Genomic DNA, 16,913 nt, shown 5'->3' with positions numbered 1-16,913 from the left:
GCCGATCGCTACAGCCCCGATGGCATCAGTATTAAGACAAGGTCAGGGGAAAGGTCACTCCGAGAAGCGGCGGAGCGCCGCTCACAGACAAATAATGTTTGGAGCTACGGCTTTCGACAAGATTTCTTCGGCAAGCTCCGCCTCGTCCGGGTCGTTCTCGCGATCGAATATAATGTCCGTTATTGGCACGTTCGGGAGGCTACGCTGCAAAATACTGAGGCAAAAGCTCGCCAACGGCTCTTCTGCACTTCTGATAATGTATAAACACTGGACTACATCGGACTGATCCATGTTGGCGACGTGCGGAGGCGGTCCCATTGCTGCCAACTCCGCAAACTCCCGTTCGCTTGTCCAACTGTAAAGCTTGAAGAATGTTCCGGAGACGAAATCTTGCCCGCCTGAGAGTTTGTTAATATCATCTATTTGCCCTGCGGTGTCGCGTCCTTCGTCAATTCCGGTAACAACTTGACTAATCAGCCCTTCTAGCACGTCAACTAAACCGCCATCAGGTTTATTAAGCAGTCGTTGGATTCGCTCGGACATCTTGCTATCCTTTTTTGTGTTCAAGCCGTGATCTTTCCGGGTTTGTGGCATGGCATGAACGATCTTCCAAGGCAGAAGCATGACAGAAGATGACGACCCCATCGCCACATTCGTTGCTCCTATGGCACTCCTTTCTCATATTCGATGATCCTGACCGCTGAACTCCAGGCTAGGCATCCCCAACACGAGTTGCGGCCGATGAAATAAGGCCCGACAATTGTCGGTGAATACATAGGCTACTAGGAGTCGGGCATGACGAATATGGATTTCCCACCACTACTCGTATCGATGCGAAGGAACTTGGAACGCGGTGCCATTCCAGAACTCGAGTTCCAGCTTGAGTTCTAAGAACCACTCGCCCTAAGGTCCGGCGATCCAAAGGTTATCAACACCTTTGAGGAGCTTAGGAAGGAAGCTGATGCTGGCCTCGAATACGAAAAGGTTCATGGACAGTGGTCATTGCTGAAGCACGACCATCCTGCAACCCTAAGGCTCAAGGCCCGCGGGTACTATAGCGACTTGAAGGTGGTTTAGATTTTCGGCACGGTCTGCGGGCGGCGCATGGTGACTTTCATGTGCTTGCTTGCACAAAAGCGCCCTAACGGAGACGTCGTAGAAGGTAGATGTGTTCAACCCCGACGGTGGCCATCAAAACTATTCATCGGAGCGATACGCAACCCGTGATGGATTTCTCGGTCGGGAGAAAATAGCCTGACAGTCCCCCGCGAGGTTTAATAGGATGCCGCGCAGACCGGCTGGCGTTCGAAAGGTTCTGTATGGCTCTTCTCGACGCAAATGCCATCCATCCGATTACGCTTCCCGACGGAGCTGTTTATCGGGACACCGTATATCTGAAGAACGTCATAGATCATCCGCGGATGGAGATCGGTGATTTCAGCTATTATACTCATGCTGGAAAGCCCGAAGACACGGCCTTGATCCTGGCCCCATATCTCGGTCATGGCGTGCGCGAGCGACTGGTAATCGGCAAGTTCGTGCAGATCGCGAGGGGAAGCTACTTTATTACCAGTTCGGCGAACCACCCGATGACCGGCTTCATGCCAGGCGTTCACATAGGCACGGGTGCGATTGTCGCTGCCGCTTCCGTTGTTACCCGAGATGTACCGCCCTATGCAGTTGTAGGCGGAAATCCGGCATCTATTATCCGAATGCGTTATCCCAGCGAAGTCATCAACGAACTGCATCGTCTCGCCTGGTGGGACTGGCCGATCGAGAAAATCGAAGCCAACTTGGCGGCGCTCAGCAGCGGTAACATGGCTGCGCTCAGGCTGGCCTACGGGTGAGTGTTCGGCATTTCCACCAGCGGCAAACGGCTCCTTTTCTCTCAACTGGATTGCGCCGTACACCAGACGTTGCGGCCACAAGCTACCCTGATAAATTAATGCGATGACCCAGGATATTCCACCGCACCTTCATATCGCCCAAACTGCTCATTGGTCTATAAACCATCGTGTCAACTCGGCGCTTCCCGGCTATCTCATCATAGCTTCGACGAAAGTCACGAACGATTTGAGTGATCTTTCCGTCGAGGCGCTGAGCTCGATGGGGCGGGTCTTCGCGGTTGTTCAGCATGCCTTGAAGAGCTTGGGTGCAAATAAAATTTATATCAGCCGCTACGGGCATTCCCTTGGGTATCCGATCCATTTCCACGCTATTCCAATCTATGAGTGGGTCGAAAACCTCTTCTGGACGGATCACCGCTATAGACTCCTCCAGCAACTCTCGAACGGACCGGAGGAGATGCAAACTGACGGCGCGGAGCTCACATTGTTTGTATGGCGGGAATTCTGTGAACGGCCTGATCCGCCACTGATCAAGGGGCCGTCTGTAGCAGAGGCCATCGCGACACTACGTCAGGCAATTCAGTTCCCATGAGGTAATAGGCGGCTTCGGCTTCACGCCGGCCAAGGCAGCGATTCAAACTAACCATGCCTATTGACCTCAAGGTCGGTTCAGGTTGCAAACTGGCTGAAACTGGAGTTTCGATGATGGCAAGAATATTGAGCGACAGTGACCTTCTGAATGGCTCATTCATGAACGTTGCGATCGAAGCTGTAGAAAATATTCTTCGCGATCGCGCTGCTGGCCAAACAATATCCCCACCCCGACACCATATCTCGTTCCCCGGGCGGGGCGATCTGATCTTTACAGTTGGAGGCACCCTTGGCGAAAAACCTCTCGCGGGCTTTCGGGTATACGAGACATTTGAGGGCGCGGAACACTCCCAGATCGTCGCCGTTTGGTGTGCGGATGACGGGCGGCTGAAAGGGCTTATCCTCGGGGAACGCCTTGGCGCGATCAGAACCGGTGCGATAGGGGGCGTCGCAATTCGGCACCTCAGTTCACCCGACGCCAGTGTCGTAGGGGTATTGGGTAGCGGGCTCCAGGCGCGAAGCCAGCTTGAAGCTGCAGTTGCCGTTCGGAAAATCAGTTCTGCTCGCGTTTACAGCCGCGATGAAACCCGGCGAAGCCTTTTCGCGCGGGAAATGGAAGCGGACCTGGGAATTGAGATAAGGCCAGCAGACAGTGTTTATGAGGCCGTGAGCGATGCTGATATCGTCATCTGTGCCACGTCCAGCAACCAGCCGGTTGTCCGTGCGGCCGATCTGAAGCGCGGTGTGCATGTCAACACGGTTGGCCCTAAAACGCTTGAGGGATATGAACTCGGACTCGATATCGCGGATATGGCAAGCACTATAGCGACAGATTCTTCCGAACAGACGCGAGCCTACACCTCCCCTTCTTCCTCAATGGTTCAGGCAATGAGAATCGGATGGTGGAGCTTTCTGATATCGTTGCAGAAAAGGTACCCGGTCGGACGTCAGCGGATCAAAGGACCCTGTTCTGCTCCGTCGGGTTGGCGGGTACTGAAGTCGCGGTGGCCTCGGCAATCTTCGACAATTTGTAAGTTAAACGTCTGCCAAGCTGAAGCTGTCATGGCCCCCTAGCGTATTTTGCAACCTATTTGATGTCTGGTTTGGTTCAGATAGAGCTTTTGACCGGATACCACGAATAGCGACACACGCGCTAAGAAGGCCGCACGCAAATACTGATACTCATTTGCCGCGCCGATCTACGCAGGATATCTTTCCAACAAGATGGGAGGTTAAGCTGATCAGCATAGTGAATGATCATCCTACCGCAAAATGATCAAACGGCGATGACATTTCCGTCACCGAACCACTCTTTCGCTCTTGCTATGACCTTCAAGGAAGGGTCCCGAAAATACACTGCGAGCGAGTCTTTTGACCGCGTGCAGCAGACATAGAACAGCTTTTCCGTGCGCTCGCGGACGGAGGCTGTCCCGCCACCCTCGAACAGATAGGTGAAATTGTACTTGTTCCACCCCCAGAATCGAGAACGACGAGAACGCGATCAAATTCTCGTCCTTTGATCTTATGCTGCGTTGAGTAGGTCGTTCGGCCTTCGAGATACTCATAGAGCGCCAGGTACGATGAGCACTTTATTGGCGACACGCGATTGAATAGGTAGGGCTTGCGGGTCACAAAATTGGTGAGAGCGTCATCCTTGCGGACCAGTCCATGTTTCTCAGCGTAATCTATGACTTCGATAATCGGACGGTCGCTCATCGCCCCGATTTCGTTAATACATTCCCTAAGCTGCACCTTGTCTTTTGCTGACCCAAGCTTGAACTCGGTACGCCTCAGAAATTCATTGAATTTCCGCTGATTATAGAGGTGAACGACGTCTAGGATTTTGAAGATGTGCTTGATAAACGGGCATCGTTGTGAGCCCTTGCGTGCGGCCTCTTCCTCGGTTTGCTTTTTGTCGTCGACGAGTTGGTCCTTATCGACATACATGCGCCTGAATACCAGGAAGTTACAGCTTTTTGCATCTGTCAGCCAGTCTGGATGGGCGTCGATAAAATCCCTCATCCCGGGCGTCGGAGCCACTCCCGGGAACTTGGCCATGACTTCGCCGAATGTGTCGGCGTCGTACTTGGTAAGGTCATCGTTGCCTTTGATATGATCGAGGAGCCTGTCACGGAATTTGAGCACCCCGTCTTTGTCGTAGATTTCCATGAGATCGCCAAACCCCGCCTGTGGCGCGATCAAATTGTGCGTCAGGTTCAGCTCTTTGGTCCCAGCGACCTCATTGAAGTCCCATCCGAGGGTTTTCCGCACGGCATCGAGTTTGTCGCCTCCGTCCGCCGCGTAATAAAAGCGGATTGATCCATCCTTCACGGCACCGTCATGCATATTCGGAGCATTTTCGTCATCAGATTCTTTCTGCACGATCCCGTCTGATCTCAAGCGGTTCGCAAGCTCGAACACGAGGCGAGGATTTCGGCGATTCTGGACCTTTTGAACTTCCATCACAGAGGCAGCTGCCACATAATCCTTTATCGATCCAACACCTTCATCATAGATCGATTGCATGCTGTCACCGAAGAAGCCGCAGACGCCTTTCCTGTGAGCCAAGGGCAAAAAATCGAGGAGGATTTTGACGACGTCGGGTGAGGTGTCCTGGTATTCATCGACGAGAATGTACCGATAACGATCTCGGAGGATTTCTCGTATCTTCGGGTATTTTTCAAACACACCGTGAGCGAGAGTGATAACCTCGTCATGGGAAATGATCCCTTCTGCTAGTATTCTGAACTCCTTGTATTCAATCGGTTTTCCGTCATACATCCCATCGGAAACAGCGATACTCCCGGGCTTAATGCGAGGGCTATCTCCAGTCATCAAATCGATCAGAACAAGGCGCAGCTCGGCTTGGAACGGGCCGATAGCTGCCCAGAGAAAATCATGGATGGTGCTGACGGCCAGTCTCTCGTCCGCGACGCGTGACTCGATTTCACGAACCGCAGCGTTCGTATAGGTGATACAAGCAATGGACGCGCTTGGCTGGGTCCGCAGCAGCTCTCCAATGACCTGGACCAAGGAGTACGTTTTCCCGCTCCCAGCTCCACCGCTTAGCAGGAAATTCTTGCCGTCGGCGACATGTTTGAGAACACGCTCGACCTCAGGCTCCAGCTTCAACCCGCCTTGATCCATCTTAGACCTTCGTGAATGTATTTCGGAATGTTCCAGTTGCTAAATTCAAGAGTGAAATCTCGTGCTTGGCCGCCCTTATCTGTCTTTGTCAGCTTAGTCGTTTCGCTGTTGAGCAGTATCTCGATGGCGAAGGAGGGCTTCTTATCAATTCCGTTATCAGCCATTACATCGGGCTTGCCGCCACCGATGAATTCGGCCAGTGCCCCTTGTTTGAGACTTGGAAACTTCGGCGAGTCGTCATCATCGGCCACCGCGCTGGCCGATGTCATGAATGCTCGATTGACGTGGAAAAACGCATCCTCAAAGCTCCGAGCGCAGTATGTTTCGTTCTCTGCGTTGGTCTCGGTAACCTGGTAAGCGCACATGATTTCGCCAGCGGGGTCCGCAGCCCAGACGGCATCTGGCTTCTTCTTGACGGTCTTGTGTTCAAGCGCCAGCTCCAGGAAATATGTGAGCGCGGAGCCGACTCCGAAGAAAAATCTTAGGGCAGCATTGGTCGTGTGGGTTCCGCCTTCCACCGGGTGGGCAACGATATCAATAACTGGCTGCCCTTTCTTGTTGGTTACAAGGTTGCCGTCTTTCATGCGCTGCCGCTCTACGGCCGAATCCAAGTCAGTGATGATGAGCGTCTTCACGCCGATGAAGTCGAGGAATATTTCAAAAATCTGAGAGTGTGCACCGACCTCTATTACCGAGATGTTCTGCGACATCAAAGGCAGCGGGGCGATTTCAGTGTCTGCGAAAGCGGTCGCTTCGTCGAGTTGGTCAATTTTGCGCATCATCGCGGGAAGAAGGATTCGCTCTGTGTCGCCCTCAACTAGAATCGCCTTGTCGGCGAAAAAAAGCTGCGAACGATGGAGAGTCAGATACTGTCTTAGGAAGGTGTAATGGCCGTCTTTCCCGGCAACCTTGTACATGGCGTGCAAGTCGCGCAGGCCCTTGGCCACAGTGGTTCCACCGGACTTCTTGAAATACTTGATGTCGTCGAAATCAGACTCGGCCACAATGTGTGCCGAATGCGTCGAGAGAATTGTCTGGAGAGGACACTTAATACCATCCGCGTTTGAAACGGACCGTCCGACGAGGTTCTTGATATTCTTGATGAAAACCGCCTGCATCTGCGGATGAGTATGGGCTTCAGGCTCTTCAATGAATAGGAGATTGATATCAGCGGGTTTCGGCTTATTTCCTCGCTTGAACTCATTAAGGATGATCTTGATATCGAAGATCATGCTGATCAGGTTTAGGTAGCCCAAGCCATTGTAGCTTTCGGGCAGGACGTGCAGTTCTGCTCCCTGCCCGTACATGACGGTTGTGTTGTCTTCAAGCAGTTCACGATGCTGCAACGTCGACCTAATTTGCAGCTGTGTATCGCCCTCCTTAATCCCGCCAAATCGTCTCACATCATCGATGACCTCTTTGAAGAGTTTACCATAGATGGTGTCTAACTGGACGTCCGTATGGCTGAGCGCCTCCTTGAACGTGTCGAAAACCTCCTCATCTCCCGCGTCGGATGACATTGCTGAGTAAATTCTCGACGACATCGTTGATAGCGTCTTGTCAGTCTCTTTGTTTGAAACCGAACGACGCGCCGCGATGCGCTTGAATGAAATGATATCGTCGATACGGATAGATTCCTTGATGAGATCAACGAAAATGTCTTCCTGAACCTTCTGATCGAGGTGATCAAATTGCACGCTTCGCCTGGCGACCTTGAAATACTCTCTGTGGTTTTCGCGAAGGAATTTGAGAACGTCCTGCGCTTTATCTTTCTTCCTGTCTTGGTGAGCCTTGAAGTCCCGCCGCAAGATTTCGAGATACTCCGATGAGAGGTGGTACAGGAAGTCCAACACGATCCACTTGTTATCGGGATCGAGGTCCATGATCACCTTGTTACCGACGTTGCCCAAATCGTCATCGTCCGAATATTCGATGAAGACGCGAAGCCTGATGCCACAAAACGGATATGGGTCGTCAGGCTGAATCTTGCTCTCGGCCAATGCTGCGACATGCTGCCGAAAATCCAGATTGAAATCCTCAAAATCGAAACTGGATTGAGAGCTACCTAGAAAGCGTTCCAATGCGACTAGAAGCGAGGTCTTCCCAACATTGTTCTTGCCAACAATTATCGAAAGATACTCTTCGAGATCGACCTCAAGGTTCTTGAGGGATCGGAAATTTTCGATCTGGAGCTTTTTTAGTTTCACAGAAGCGCTCGCAACCTGCACCAATAACCATAGATATATTAGTGATATGCGATTCGCGCTCTACGAGAAATTGGACTGAGTCCAAAAAATAGATATCTTACGGATTACTTCCTGCAACTCCGTAGCAAATCGAAGAAGCTGAATCTGGATCAGCATGTCTGCAATGGGCCGGGAGCGGTCATTGCACCAACGGCGAAACCGAATACTTTGGGAACTGCTGTTTCGCCGGCGATCTTGCCAGCAATCGTACCAAGCTCGAAATCGGTGTCATATGACTTTTCAAGCCAATAGAGATTTTCTCGAATTCCATTCTCTTCCAATCGATACCCTGACAACCCTGCTCGAAAGAGCTGAAAAGCTCGCCACCGATTGGGATAGCCACACCGTGCCGCAAACCTTGAAAGGCAAGCGCATCGGCCTCATCGTTGATGATACCGGATGGCGAAATACCACCGCCTTCGATCTCGGCGCAAAGGCGATGGGCGGCATTGTGGTTCAACCGCCGATCAGCTTCAATGCCAGAGAAACTACTGCTGACCTCGCTGGCTACCTCGACAATTGGTTCGACCTCCTTGTCGTCAGAACGAAGGAACTGGCTACCTTGAAGGAATCGGCATCAGCCATGCAGGCTCCAGTCATCAACGCGCGGACGAGGTCCAATCATCCATGTGAAACACTCGGCGATCTGGCCTATGTGAGGAAAATCAGAGGTTCATTGGACACGCTCAAAGTCGTCGGCATCGCCCCTGACGCCAATATTTTGCGTTCATGGGTCGAAGCTTCAAAGTCATTGCCGATAAACGTTGTTCAGGTGTATCCCGAGCGGTGGCACGTTACCGACCCGGCACTCATCAACACTAATTTCGAAGTAAGCCAAGATATCCGTCACATCTTCGAGGCGGACGTGATCATCACAGATTCATGGCCGACGAATATTCATGACGCTGAACTGATCGACTATCAGATCACTACAGCGGTTCTGAATGAATGCAAGAACAACGCGATATTTCTCCCATGCCCACCCGTTGCAAGAGGTCAGGAAGTAACGATCGAGGCGATGCGACACAAGATTTGTCACAGCCGTTCTGCAAAAGCATTCCTTCTCCATGCCCAAAACGCATTGATGGAATGGGCCACGGCGTAACGGATGACCGATTTGGGCCGATCGCGGACACTTGCAAAGCGGTCCTGACAATCAGCTTCGGGCCGAGACGCGTCTGCCGCTCAGCGCCAACAGGAGACATGCTGTTCCCTCCACTAAATTTCGGCTACACGCGAAGGCAAGTGATTTCTTAGGGCATTAAGATGAGAGATTTGTTCATCGTAACACATACCGAGTCTGCCCACCATATAGAGGGAAAGGTCGGAGGCTGGTTCGATACCGGTCTTACGGCGCAGGGACAAGAAGACGCCCGCGCACTGGCTGAGAGACTGTTTACGTTTATCGGTGACGATGAGATTGAGATTTTCTCATCTGACTTAAAACGGGCCTACCAGACAGCAGATTGCATCGGAAGTCGCTTTGGACGGCCTGTAACGCAGACAAAGGCGCTACGCGAGATCAGCTACGGTGTGGCTGAAGGGAAGCCACAGGAATGGCTTGACGCGCGTTACATACCCGCACCCGATACCGATAGACTCGATCATCGAGGCAGCATTGAAGGAGCGGAGTCACGTCGTGATGTGGCGATACGGGTCTATCCCTATATCGACGCAATACTCGGTCGAAAATGCGAAACTCAAGTTGTCGTCACCCACGGCTTCACGCTGAGTTTGGTGATCGCGGCCTGGATGAAGGTGCCCGTAGATGCTTGTGGATTTATCTCCTATGCCGCACCTAGTGGAAGCATCACCCACCTCCGGCAAGACGACTTCTTCCGCAGTAGGGCGATGATCCGGTTCGCTGACACCGTCCACTTGGTCCGATGACCGCAAAGGGTTCAAGCTGCCTTGATGGCAAAGTACCGACTACGGTCGTGAATTGAACCGAAATGCGCACGTTCCAAAACGGTTAGGGTCAACTATCATCTAGCGGACGCGTAGAACGACTGGATTTTCAAGAAAGCAACGTCGGAAAGTTCCTGCAACAACCACACCCATTCCAAACCCAGATAGCAATCTTGCCAGTAAAAGGTCAGGCAATGAATAGGACACAAGCCAATAAAAGCTCCCAAATACCAAGAACGATGTCGCGATAAGGCTAAGCTGGCCGTCCGTGGCTGGCCGACGAAAAGCCACAAAATGAAAGCCAGCGACACCGCCCACCAAGCATGGCACAAATTGACCGAGAGTTGTCGTTGGCTTCGCTGTAAGCGCATCCAGCAGACAAAAGATGAACGCCAACAATCCGGTGCCGAGTAACTGCAAAACGACGGCCCCGATGAGACGTGTTCCGTAGGAATATTTGGGTTTCGAATAGCGAAAATATGTGACCAAGACGTCCTCCTCTGAAGTGGTCGCCTTCGATGGGCTGCGACCGCCTCAAATTCGTACGACCTCAACCGAAGTTGAGGTCAAGGGCCTAGTGGTGTTAACCGTTGAGCAGGTTGCGGTCATGGCGCAGAAGCGCCAGAACCGGACATTGCGGCTCCCGCCCCCCTATTCTGCGACATCGCAGAAGCCAGGAAAACAAGTGTCGCTTTCATTGGATTTTCGCGACAAATAGCTTGGAGGTGTCCATATGGAGCATTTGCCAGAAATCGGTTTGGCGTTCGGTGCCTTTGCACTCGGGATGTTCAGTCCCGGCCCAAATATTCTTTCGGTCGTCGGCACATCGATGGCTGTCAGCTGCAAAGCGGGCATTGCGTTAGCGCTCGGCATCTCTGCGGGATCGTTCCTGTGGGCCTCCATGACCGCGATCGGCCTAACCGCATTGATTGCCGCCTATGCCTCCGTGCTGACGGTCATCAAAATCATTGGCGGTCTCTATCTGCTCTGGCTGGCCTTCAAAGCTTTTCGCTCGGCCGCTTCGTCAAAGCCGATCATGGACCCGGCCGGAATAGCGGGAGGCAACCTGCGCACGTATTTTCTGCGCGGCGTGATCGTCCAGATGACCAATCCAAAGGCCGCATTGACATGGATCGCAATCATGTCGCTTGGCCTCGCGCACTCTGCGCCTGCCTCAACCGCTCTCGTTATCGTAGTCGGAACCACCATCCTCTCAGTTCTCCACCAAGCGTGTTGTCACGGCCTACGACCGTGCTCGCAGATGGATCGACGCAGGTTTGGGAGTATTTTTCACCTTCGCCGGAATCAAGTTGCTTACAAGCAGGACTTAATCTGTATCTGTCTGTTGCGGCCTCTGGATATTCGCCCATTCTCGAAGAGGGAAAATAAAAATCTCATTCCAGCTCTTGTTGGCGGCCTCGTCGCTGGACTTAGTGTGTGGCTCGCTCAAGCTTTCGGCGCACCTTATTGGGCCACTGGTGTCTCAGCTGCGGTAGCGGCCTTTTTGGGCACATGTTTGGACAAAAGCTGATCGGTCATTGAATTGGTCGCGAAAGGTGTCGCGGGTTTCGATAATTTTACGACATTGGAGTTTCTGCACTTGTTGAAGCTGGACCACATCACCGTCATCGCCCCGACGCTGGCCGAAGGAGTCTTGCATGTTCAACGCTGCCTTGGCCTCGACGTGCCTTTCGGGACGCGCCACGAATATATGGGGAGCCACAATCACCGGCTCCAGCTCGGAAATTCCGTTTATCTGGAAATCGTGGCGCTCGATCCACAGGGAATAGAGCCAGATCGGGCCCGCTGGTTCGGCCTCGACAATCAGGAACAGGTTAGATCGGATTGGGATGCAGGTCGCCGGTTGCGCGGGTGGGTCGCCAACACAGATGCGATGGACGCCGTTGTTTCAGCCTACGGCGCGATCTTGGGCGACAAGGTTCCCCTCCCGGCCGAAAGCCCGACTTTCGATTTTGCTATCCCAAAGGATGGCTCGCTTCCCTTGGGCGGCGCGGTCCCTTCGATCATCGACCACCGGGGCGACACCAGCTATATCGCCTCTATTCCCGATCTGGATGCCCACCTTCATTCGTTCACCCTTCAGCATCCGGACCCGACCCGCATTGCGGCGCTCTACCGGGAACTTGACATCGAGAATTCGCCCGTCATCGTCCAAGGCCCCGAGGTCCGATACCGGGCGCTCATCGAGACACCCGCCGGATTGAAAGAGCTAACCTGACCATGGCAACGCAGGTCGTCTGTCGCGAGTCCTAATTTTCTGAGCGTCCCCTTTCTCATGAGAGAAAATCGCGTATCCTGAAACCCCGAGAGCAATCATAACTTTTGCGGGTTCCATGGATTTTTCGACCTTACTCGCCTTCGCGGCGGCCTTTTTCGTGTTCGCCGCCAGTCCCGGCCCGGACAACATGACGATCGTTGCCCGCACAATTTCGCACGGGGCGGCATCCGGCATTGCCTATGGAGCCGGAACGGTCGTCGGCATCCTCATCTTCCTGACCTTGGCCGCTTTCGGCCTGTCGATCGTCGCGGCCGAGATGGGTGTGGTCATGACGATCCTGCGCTATGCGGGTGCGGCCTACCTGATCTGGATGGGTGTCAAGCTATGGAATACCACCCCGACTGTGCCCGAGCTGCAACCCGTTGCCGAGCGGCGCGGCCTGCTGGCGATCTTCGCGACCGGCGTTGCGCTCAACCTCGGCAATCCGAAGATGCCGCTTTTCTATGTCGCGCTGCTACCGAGCGTCGTCGGCGCGTCACTTACGCCCGGCCACGTCGCAGCGCTGGCGGCCGTGATCCTTACGGTTGAGGTGGTGGTGATCGGCGGGCATGTGATCCTCGCCGGCCGGGCGCGCAAGCTGCTCAGGACGCCGGTCGTCGTTCGCCGGGTGAACCGAACGGCCGGCGGGATCATGGTTGGCGCGGGCATTGCTGTTGTCGCATCGCGCTAAGCCGCGTGAATCCTGAAACTCGCCAGTGCGGATTTCAGGATTTTTGCCACTAAGAATGGCGACGCATCCCCTTTCGTGCCTGCTCGACTTCCGCCCGCATGATGCATCCCTCTGCATGGTCATTGACCAGCCCCATCGCCTGCATGAACGCATAGACCGTGGTGGGACCAACGAATTTCCAGCCGCGCTTGCGCAACTCCTTGGACAGCCTCTCGGAAGCCGGCGAGGTCGAGCGGCTTTGGGGCTCCTCATCGTCGTTGTCCGGTTCAAACCGCCAGACAAACGCCGCCAGCGATCCTTCTGCTTCAACCAGTTCGCAGGCGCGGCGAGCGTTGTTAATGACGGCTTCGATCTTGCCTTGATGACGGATGATACCGGCATCTGCCAGCAGCCGTGCCACATCAGTATCATCAAACAGCGCCATCTTGCGGAAATCGAAGCCTGCGAACGCGGCCCGGAAGTTCTCGCGCTTGGCGAGGATGGTGCGCCAGCTCAAGCCCGATTGAAAACTCTCAAGGCAAAGTTTCTCGAACAGGCGTGTGTCATCCACAACCGGAAAGCCCCATTCACAGTCATGGTATGCTAAGAACTCCGGCACGGCCGCGCACCAGCGGCAGCGCGGGCGGCCATCGGGGCCGGGAACGATTCCGCTCATGCCGGCGACTTCACGAAATCCAGCGCGGCAACAGTGCGCTTCGGGTCGATCTCGTAGGTTTCGGCGGTCACGATCCCCTGCGCGACGAAGGGGTCGGCAGCGATACGTGCATCGTGATCGGCCCGGCTTTCCCCATTGGCGAGGATCGCGCCCCCGGCTGCGGGCTGAAGCGAGCCGACGCTGAGAAACGCACCATCGGCAAAGCCCTGCGCGATCCAATCGTTATGGGCCGCCATGAAGTCCGGTGCGGCGGCGCGGTTCTCGGTAAATTTCAGAAAGGTGACAAACATCGGCGCTCCTTGGTCAGTTGGATGGGGAAATGTCCTGCAAGGTCGCCAGCCAGTTTTTGATTCCTGCCACCTCGCTACGGATGAAAGACTCGTCGCGGAACGCCGTGGCCATGACCGCCACCCCCTGCGACCATGCTAGAAGATGCAGAGCCAGCGTCTCGGCCCGGTCGCCGGCATCAAGTGCCCGGAACTGCCCGGCAAGCCAGTCACGGAACAGGCCGAAGATTTCGGCCGCCCGGTGCTGCGCGACGTGATCGAGCTTGGCAAGTTCAGATGAAAGGGTGCCGATCGGACAGCCGAAGGCAATGATCTTCACCCGGTTGGCGATCAGCATATGAATGAACGACATGATGCACTCGCGTGGGCCTTCGCCCTCGGCCTGCCAGCCGTCGAGCATGGCCCGCGTCCTTTCCATCCGGCGCACAATCACGGCCTCCAGTATGGCATCCTTGGTCTTGAAGTGGTGATAGAAATTACCGCGCGATATGCCCACGGCGGCGGCGATCTCGGCAAAGGACGTGGCCTCGAACCCGCCTTCGTAAAAAAGGGAATCCGCCTTTTCGACTATCAATTCGCGAGTGGATGATACCGACATGCTTGGTCAATTGTCCTAGTGATGTAACACATCTAGGACAATTGACCTAATATGTCAAAGCCGCAGCTTGTCTTGGAAATCCTGACTTTTATGCGGGTTTCAGGTATTTCCATCCCAATCGGCAGATCAGGATTGGAAGATGACCCGCGACAAGCTTTTTTGTTACGTCCGGATTTTGAAGACCCGGCCTATCCAGGTCACGCACCATCGTCGTGCAGGCTTGCGGAAACTGTCATGCCGGACTTCAAACGGCGGATCATCGTTACGAGTGCAGATTTGTTGCTGCTTAACATCCATACTCAATTAATCGTATTGCTTCGGCCGTATTGCGAACGTTGCCTCGGGGATTTTTGAAAAATGGAAAATATCGTTCATCGCTCGAAAGCTGAAATGGCGCTAAAGCTCTTGCTCGATGATCTCCGTGAAAGTGCCGCAAACGCGCGGGTCTTCGGACCGGTCTCAGCACTCACGCTCTGTGGACGGCGTTTTCCTCCCGCCATGGATGATCCTAGCTGGCTCGAGCGAGGCCCCAAGAGACACTGCTTCGCAAACGCAGCAAAACTAGCCAGCGAACGCGATGATGTTTTCTACGCTGAAGGCTATGCGTTCAACGGCAAAATTCCGATCCCCATGCAGCACGCTTGGCTTGTAGACAGGAATGGCTGCCCAATTGACCCAACATGGGAGCAGAGCCCGGATCACATCTATTTCGGAATCGTATTCCGCAAGGCCTTTATCACTGAGATGATGAAAATCAACGGCTGTGAGGATGGCCTGCTTGTCTATCCTGACGTGCTTCGTCGGCATTTCGGCTCTCCTGATCTGCTCGAGGCAGTCATCGAACCCAGTGTGTAAGTTTTCCATATTGCACGTAGTGATTGACACGATAGCATGCGTCTGGAGGCGAACGGGGGCAAAAGTCGTGTTTCAGCGTATTCTATTGGTAGCGACTATCGTGTCTATGGCTTGGGTCGGAACCGCACACGCGGAAATCACCCTTGAGCGTGTTCCAATCGACGACTCTTCGCCTGTTTTGCTAGTGAAAGGTGAGTTCACCACAGCGGACAACCCAGACCAGCTTGCACGAGAAGTAGCTGCGAGCGGTGCCAAACTGATCACCTTCAACAGCAACGGCGGCAACGTTGTGACGGCGATGGCGTATGGCAGGATGATCCGGTCGCTCGGACTATCGACGCTGCAGCTCCGGTCTGCCGAATGCGCTTCGGCCTGCGCACTCGCTTTTGTGGGAGGCGTGAACCGTCAGGCTGAGCCCGGCGCGATCGGCGTGCACCAGTCTTCTTTCTCTTTGGAGACGACTATCGAGGGACATACTGCGGTCGCAGCGATTCAGGCGCTGACCGCCCAGATCATGACGTACCTTGTCGAGATGGATGTCGACCCGAAATTGCTTCAACTCAGCCTATCTGTTCCCAGTGACGACATGCGGTATCTCACGGCCAGTGAGATGCAAAGCTATAAGGTGACGTGGGGAAGTCTGGCCGATCTGACAGAATCCGTTGCAGCGTCCAAGGCTGCCCCGACGACCATGCCTGCAACCCTAAAAACCACCGAAGCCCCTCCACCGACAACCGAGGAAAAAGCACTAGCCTTCGTAACGGCATACCATGACGCTTGGTCCCGCAGGAACGCAGAAGCGTTGACCTTTATGGAAAAGGTGTACGCCGAGACCGTCGATTTCTATGGGAAAGCGACGCCGAAAGCCGCCGTCCTTAACGAGAAACGGACCTTCGCGACTAGATGGCCAGTCCGCGCCTACAGCGTGCAGGCAGGTTCTACAAAAGTAATCTGCGCGGAAACCTGCAAGGTTGACGGCATCATTGACTGGTACACAAAACGCGACGTTGGCAATCGGATTTCATCTGGTTCCGCCGAGTTTTCTCTGGTTTGGGACCAGAGGGCTGGTGTGATCCTCTCCGAAACGGGCAAGGTTGTCCAGACGGACAAGGGCGTCTCTCAACCCGTACGTCTGATATCCCAGTGGGCTGAACAGAATTCTGCCTGCCGCGGCGGCAGCGGTGACTTGCCGGAAACAAATGTGGCCTGTGAGCGGCGCGAAGCCATCAGCGACAAGCTGCAAACTGTGGGCTGGTGTTATGGCCGTGAAGGGGAATACGGCTATCAGATGCGCTGGCATGTCTGCGAAGCAACATCCTATAAACAGGAAGGTGCGGTAGGCGTTGCTTCGAGCCCCACGTTCAAGCGGCCAAACCTTTCCCGCTACCCTGTCCAAGGTCGTTTTTCTGGAAAGACAGTCATGCCAGACTTCAAGGGACGCGATCGCGAATTCAATAGTTTCAGGACCCGTATTCGCGACGGTATGCGGCAAGGACCAAATTTCGCCGGCCGTTATACCCTTATTCAGATCGGGTGCGGTACGGGGTGCTCGTTCGTTATCGTCGCCAACAATCAAACGGGTCGCCCCGGTTCCTTTCCCCGTGGTGGGGAAGAGCACATGTATCTGAGTTTGGACTTTCGCCGCGATAGCAGGCTGGTGGCCGCTCAGTGGCTGAACTACGACACCAATACATGTGTGGTCGAGTTCTTCGATTTCGACCGAGATATTTGGAAACCAATCACCAAAACTGACGTCGGTAAAGACGACGCGTGCTATCGGACGATCGCAGAAAATCTCCGTTGAGTTTGG

Annotated in this window: 16 protein-coding genes and 1 pseudogene; 11 read left to right on the top strand and 6 right to left on the bottom strand. The window is 54.2% G+C overall.

Annotated elements, in window-relative coordinates:
- Positions 1-81: 81 nt before the first annotated feature.
- A complete protein-coding gene (locus tag O3W47_RS07000) occupies positions 82-651 on the bottom strand; it encodes a hypothetical protein (RefSeq protein ID WP_269313337.1) in 570 nt (189 codons plus the stop codon).
- A 668-nt stretch (positions 652-1,319) separates the two neighbouring features.
- Between O3W47_RS07000 and O3W47_RS06995 the strand changes: the two genes are divergently transcribed.
- The 3 genes and pseudogenes from O3W47_RS06995 (at position 1,320) to O3W47_RS06985 (ending at position 3,472) form a co-directional block, all read left to right on the top strand.
- On the top strand, positions 1,320-1,847 hold the full coding sequence (locus O3W47_RS06995; RefSeq protein WP_269313336.1) for a CatB-related O-acetyltransferase: 528 nt from the start codon (positions 1,320-1,322) through the stop codon (positions 1,845-1,847).
- 103 nt (positions 1,848-1,950) lie between these two features.
- Positions 1,951-2,439, top strand: a complete 489-nt coding sequence (locus O3W47_RS06990; RefSeq protein ID WP_059755660.1) for a hypothetical protein — start codon at positions 1,951-1,953, stop codon at positions 2,437-2,439.
- 113 nt (positions 2,440-2,552) lie between these two features.
- Positions 2,553-3,472 (top strand): annotated as a pseudogene (locus O3W47_RS06985) (ornithine cyclodeaminase family protein).
- 298 nt (positions 3,473-3,770) lie between these two features.
- Here the strand turns inward: O3W47_RS06985 and O3W47_RS06980 are convergent.
- Together O3W47_RS06980 and O3W47_RS06975 are read right to left on the bottom strand one after the other, a co-directional pair.
- Positions 3,771-5,585, bottom strand: a complete 1,815-nt coding sequence (locus O3W47_RS06980; protein WP_269313335.1) for a UvrD-helicase domain-containing protein — start codon at positions 5,583-5,585, stop codon at positions 3,771-3,773.
- A complete protein-coding gene (locus O3W47_RS06975; RefSeq protein ID WP_269313334.1) occupies positions 5,567-7,792 on the bottom strand; it encodes an AAA family ATPase in 2,226 nt (741 codons plus the stop codon). Before O3W47_RS06975 ends, O3W47_RS06980 begins: the two co-directional genes overlap by 19 nt.
- Positions 7,793-8,063: 271 nt before the next feature.
- Here O3W47_RS06975 and O3W47_RS06970 point away from each other — a divergent pair, with 271 nt between their 5' ends.
- The 5 genes from O3W47_RS06970 to O3W47_RS06950 all read left to right on the top strand — a co-directional run bounded on the left by O3W47_RS06970 (position 8,064) and on the right by O3W47_RS06950 (position 12,708).
- Complete coding sequence (locus O3W47_RS06970) at positions 8,064-8,936, top strand: ornithine carbamoyltransferase (RefSeq protein ID WP_059755670.1); 873 nt, start codon at positions 8,064-8,066, stop codon at positions 8,934-8,936.
- A gap of 161 nt (positions 8,937-9,097) precedes the next feature.
- On the top strand, positions 9,098-9,721 hold the full coding sequence (locus tag O3W47_RS06965) for a histidine phosphatase family protein (protein WP_059755673.1): 624 nt from the start codon (positions 9,098-9,100) through the stop codon (positions 9,719-9,721).
- 751 nt (positions 9,722-10,472) lie between these two features.
- Positions 10,473-11,270 (top strand): LysE family translocator, encoded by a 798-nt coding sequence (locus O3W47_RS06960; protein ID WP_269313333.1) that lies wholly within the window; start codon positions 10,473-10,475, stop codon positions 11,268-11,270.
- 69 nt (positions 11,271-11,339) lie between these two features.
- Positions 11,340-11,978 carry a VOC family protein gene (locus O3W47_RS06955; RefSeq protein ID WP_269313332.1) on the top strand — a complete coding sequence of 213 codons (639 nt, stop codon included), beginning with the start codon at positions 11,340-11,342 and terminating at the stop codon, positions 11,976-11,978.
- Between the two features lie 115 nt (positions 11,979-12,093).
- The gene (locus O3W47_RS06950; RefSeq protein WP_269313331.1) at positions 12,094-12,708 is read left to right on the top strand and encodes a LysE family translocator; all 615 of its coding nucleotides are present in this window, start codon (positions 12,094-12,096) and stop codon (positions 12,706-12,708) included.
- Between the two features lie 49 nt (positions 12,709-12,757).
- Here O3W47_RS06950 and O3W47_RS06945 read toward each other — a convergent pair whose 3' ends face one another.
- From O3W47_RS06945 to O3W47_RS06935, 3 genes are read right to left on the bottom strand one after another with little or no spacing between them, the layout of a single operon-like run.
- Positions 12,758-13,363, bottom strand: a complete 606-nt coding sequence (locus tag O3W47_RS06945) for a DNA-3-methyladenine glycosylase I (RefSeq protein WP_269313330.1) — start codon at positions 13,361-13,363, stop codon at positions 12,758-12,760.
- On the bottom strand, positions 13,360-13,653 hold the full coding sequence (locus O3W47_RS06940; protein WP_269313329.1) for a YciI family protein: 294 nt from the start codon (positions 13,651-13,653) through the stop codon (positions 13,360-13,362). The genes O3W47_RS06945 and O3W47_RS06940 overlap by 4 nt, the downstream gene beginning before the upstream one ends.
- A 13-nt stretch (positions 13,654-13,666) precedes the next feature.
- A complete protein-coding gene (locus O3W47_RS06935) occupies positions 13,667-14,248 on the bottom strand; it encodes a TetR/AcrR family transcriptional regulator (protein ID WP_269313328.1) in 582 nt (193 codons plus the stop codon).
- 51 nt (positions 14,249-14,299) lie between these two features.
- On the opposite strand from O3W47_RS06935, the gene O3W47_RS06930 reads away from it, so the two are divergent.
- The 3 genes from O3W47_RS06930 to O3W47_RS06920 all read left to right on the top strand — a co-directional run bounded on the left by O3W47_RS06930 (position 14,300) and on the right by O3W47_RS06920 (position 16,907).
- The gene (locus tag O3W47_RS06930; RefSeq protein WP_269313327.1) at positions 14,300-14,602 is read left to right on the top strand and encodes a hypothetical protein; all 303 of its coding nucleotides are present in this window, start codon (positions 14,300-14,302) and stop codon (positions 14,600-14,602) included.
- A 3-nt stretch (positions 14,603-14,605) separates the two neighbouring features.
- Positions 14,606-15,103 (top strand): hypothetical protein, encoded by a 498-nt coding sequence (locus O3W47_RS06925; protein WP_269313326.1) that lies wholly within the window; start codon positions 14,606-14,608, stop codon positions 15,101-15,103.
- Positions 15,104-15,170: 67 nt separating this feature from the next.
- Entirely contained in the window at positions 15,171-16,907 is a 1,737-nt protein-coding gene (locus tag O3W47_RS06920; protein WP_269313325.1) for a hypothetical protein, read from the top strand.
- Positions 16,908-16,913: the final 6 nt, after the last annotated feature.

This window comes from Agrobacterium sp. LMR679 (assembly GCF_027157905.1).
In the GTDB taxonomy this organism is placed as follows: domain Bacteria; phylum Pseudomonadota; class Alphaproteobacteria; order Rhizobiales; family Rhizobiaceae; genus Agrobacterium; species Agrobacterium leguminum.
Note: the sequence above shows the minus strand (reverse complement) of the source record. Positions and strands in the feature narration are given on the sequence as shown.

Excerpts from the sequence above, each read along its gene's own strand:
- O3W47_RS06965 (WP_059755673.1), top strand. The coding sequence starts at position 9,098 with ATGAGAGATTTGTTCATCGTAACACATACCGAGTCTGCCCACCATATA.
- O3W47_RS06945 (WP_269313330.1), bottom strand. The coding sequence starts at position 13,363 with ATGAGCGGAATCGTTCCCGGCCCCGATGGCCGCCCGCGCTGCCGCTGG.
- O3W47_RS06940 (WP_269313329.1), bottom strand. The coding sequence starts at position 13,653 with ATGTTTGTCACCTTTCTGAAATTTACCGAGAACCGCGCCGCCGCACCG.
- O3W47_RS06990 (WP_059755660.1), top strand. The coding sequence starts at position 1,951 with ATGACCCAGGATATTCCACCGCACCTTCATATCGCCCAAACTGCTCAT.
- O3W47_RS06925 (WP_269313326.1), top strand. The coding sequence starts at position 14,606 with ATGGAAAATATCGTTCATCGCTCGAAAGCTGAAATGGCGCTAAAGCTC.
- O3W47_RS06960 (WP_269313333.1), top strand. The coding sequence starts at position 10,473 with ATGGAGCATTTGCCAGAAATCGGTTTGGCGTTCGGTGCCTTTGCACTC.
- O3W47_RS06995 (WP_269313336.1), top strand. The coding sequence starts at position 1,320 with ATGGCTCTTCTCGACGCAAATGCCATCCATCCGATTACGCTTCCCGAC.
- O3W47_RS06980 (WP_269313335.1), bottom strand. The coding sequence starts at position 5,585 with ATGGATCAAGGCGGGTTGAAGCTGGAGCCTGAGGTCGAGCGTGTTCTC.
- O3W47_RS06970 (WP_059755670.1), top strand. The coding sequence starts at position 8,064 with ATGACTTTTCAAGCCAATAGAGATTTTCTCGAATTCCATTCTCTTCCA.
- O3W47_RS06930 (WP_269313327.1), top strand. The coding sequence starts at position 14,300 with ATGTCAAAGCCGCAGCTTGTCTTGGAAATCCTGACTTTTATGCGGGTT.
- O3W47_RS06935 (WP_269313328.1), bottom strand. The coding sequence starts at position 14,248 with ATGTCGGTATCATCCACTCGCGAATTGATAGTCGAAAAGGCGGATTCC.
- O3W47_RS06950 (WP_269313331.1), top strand. The coding sequence starts at position 12,094 with ATGGATTTTTCGACCTTACTCGCCTTCGCGGCGGCCTTTTTCGTGTTC.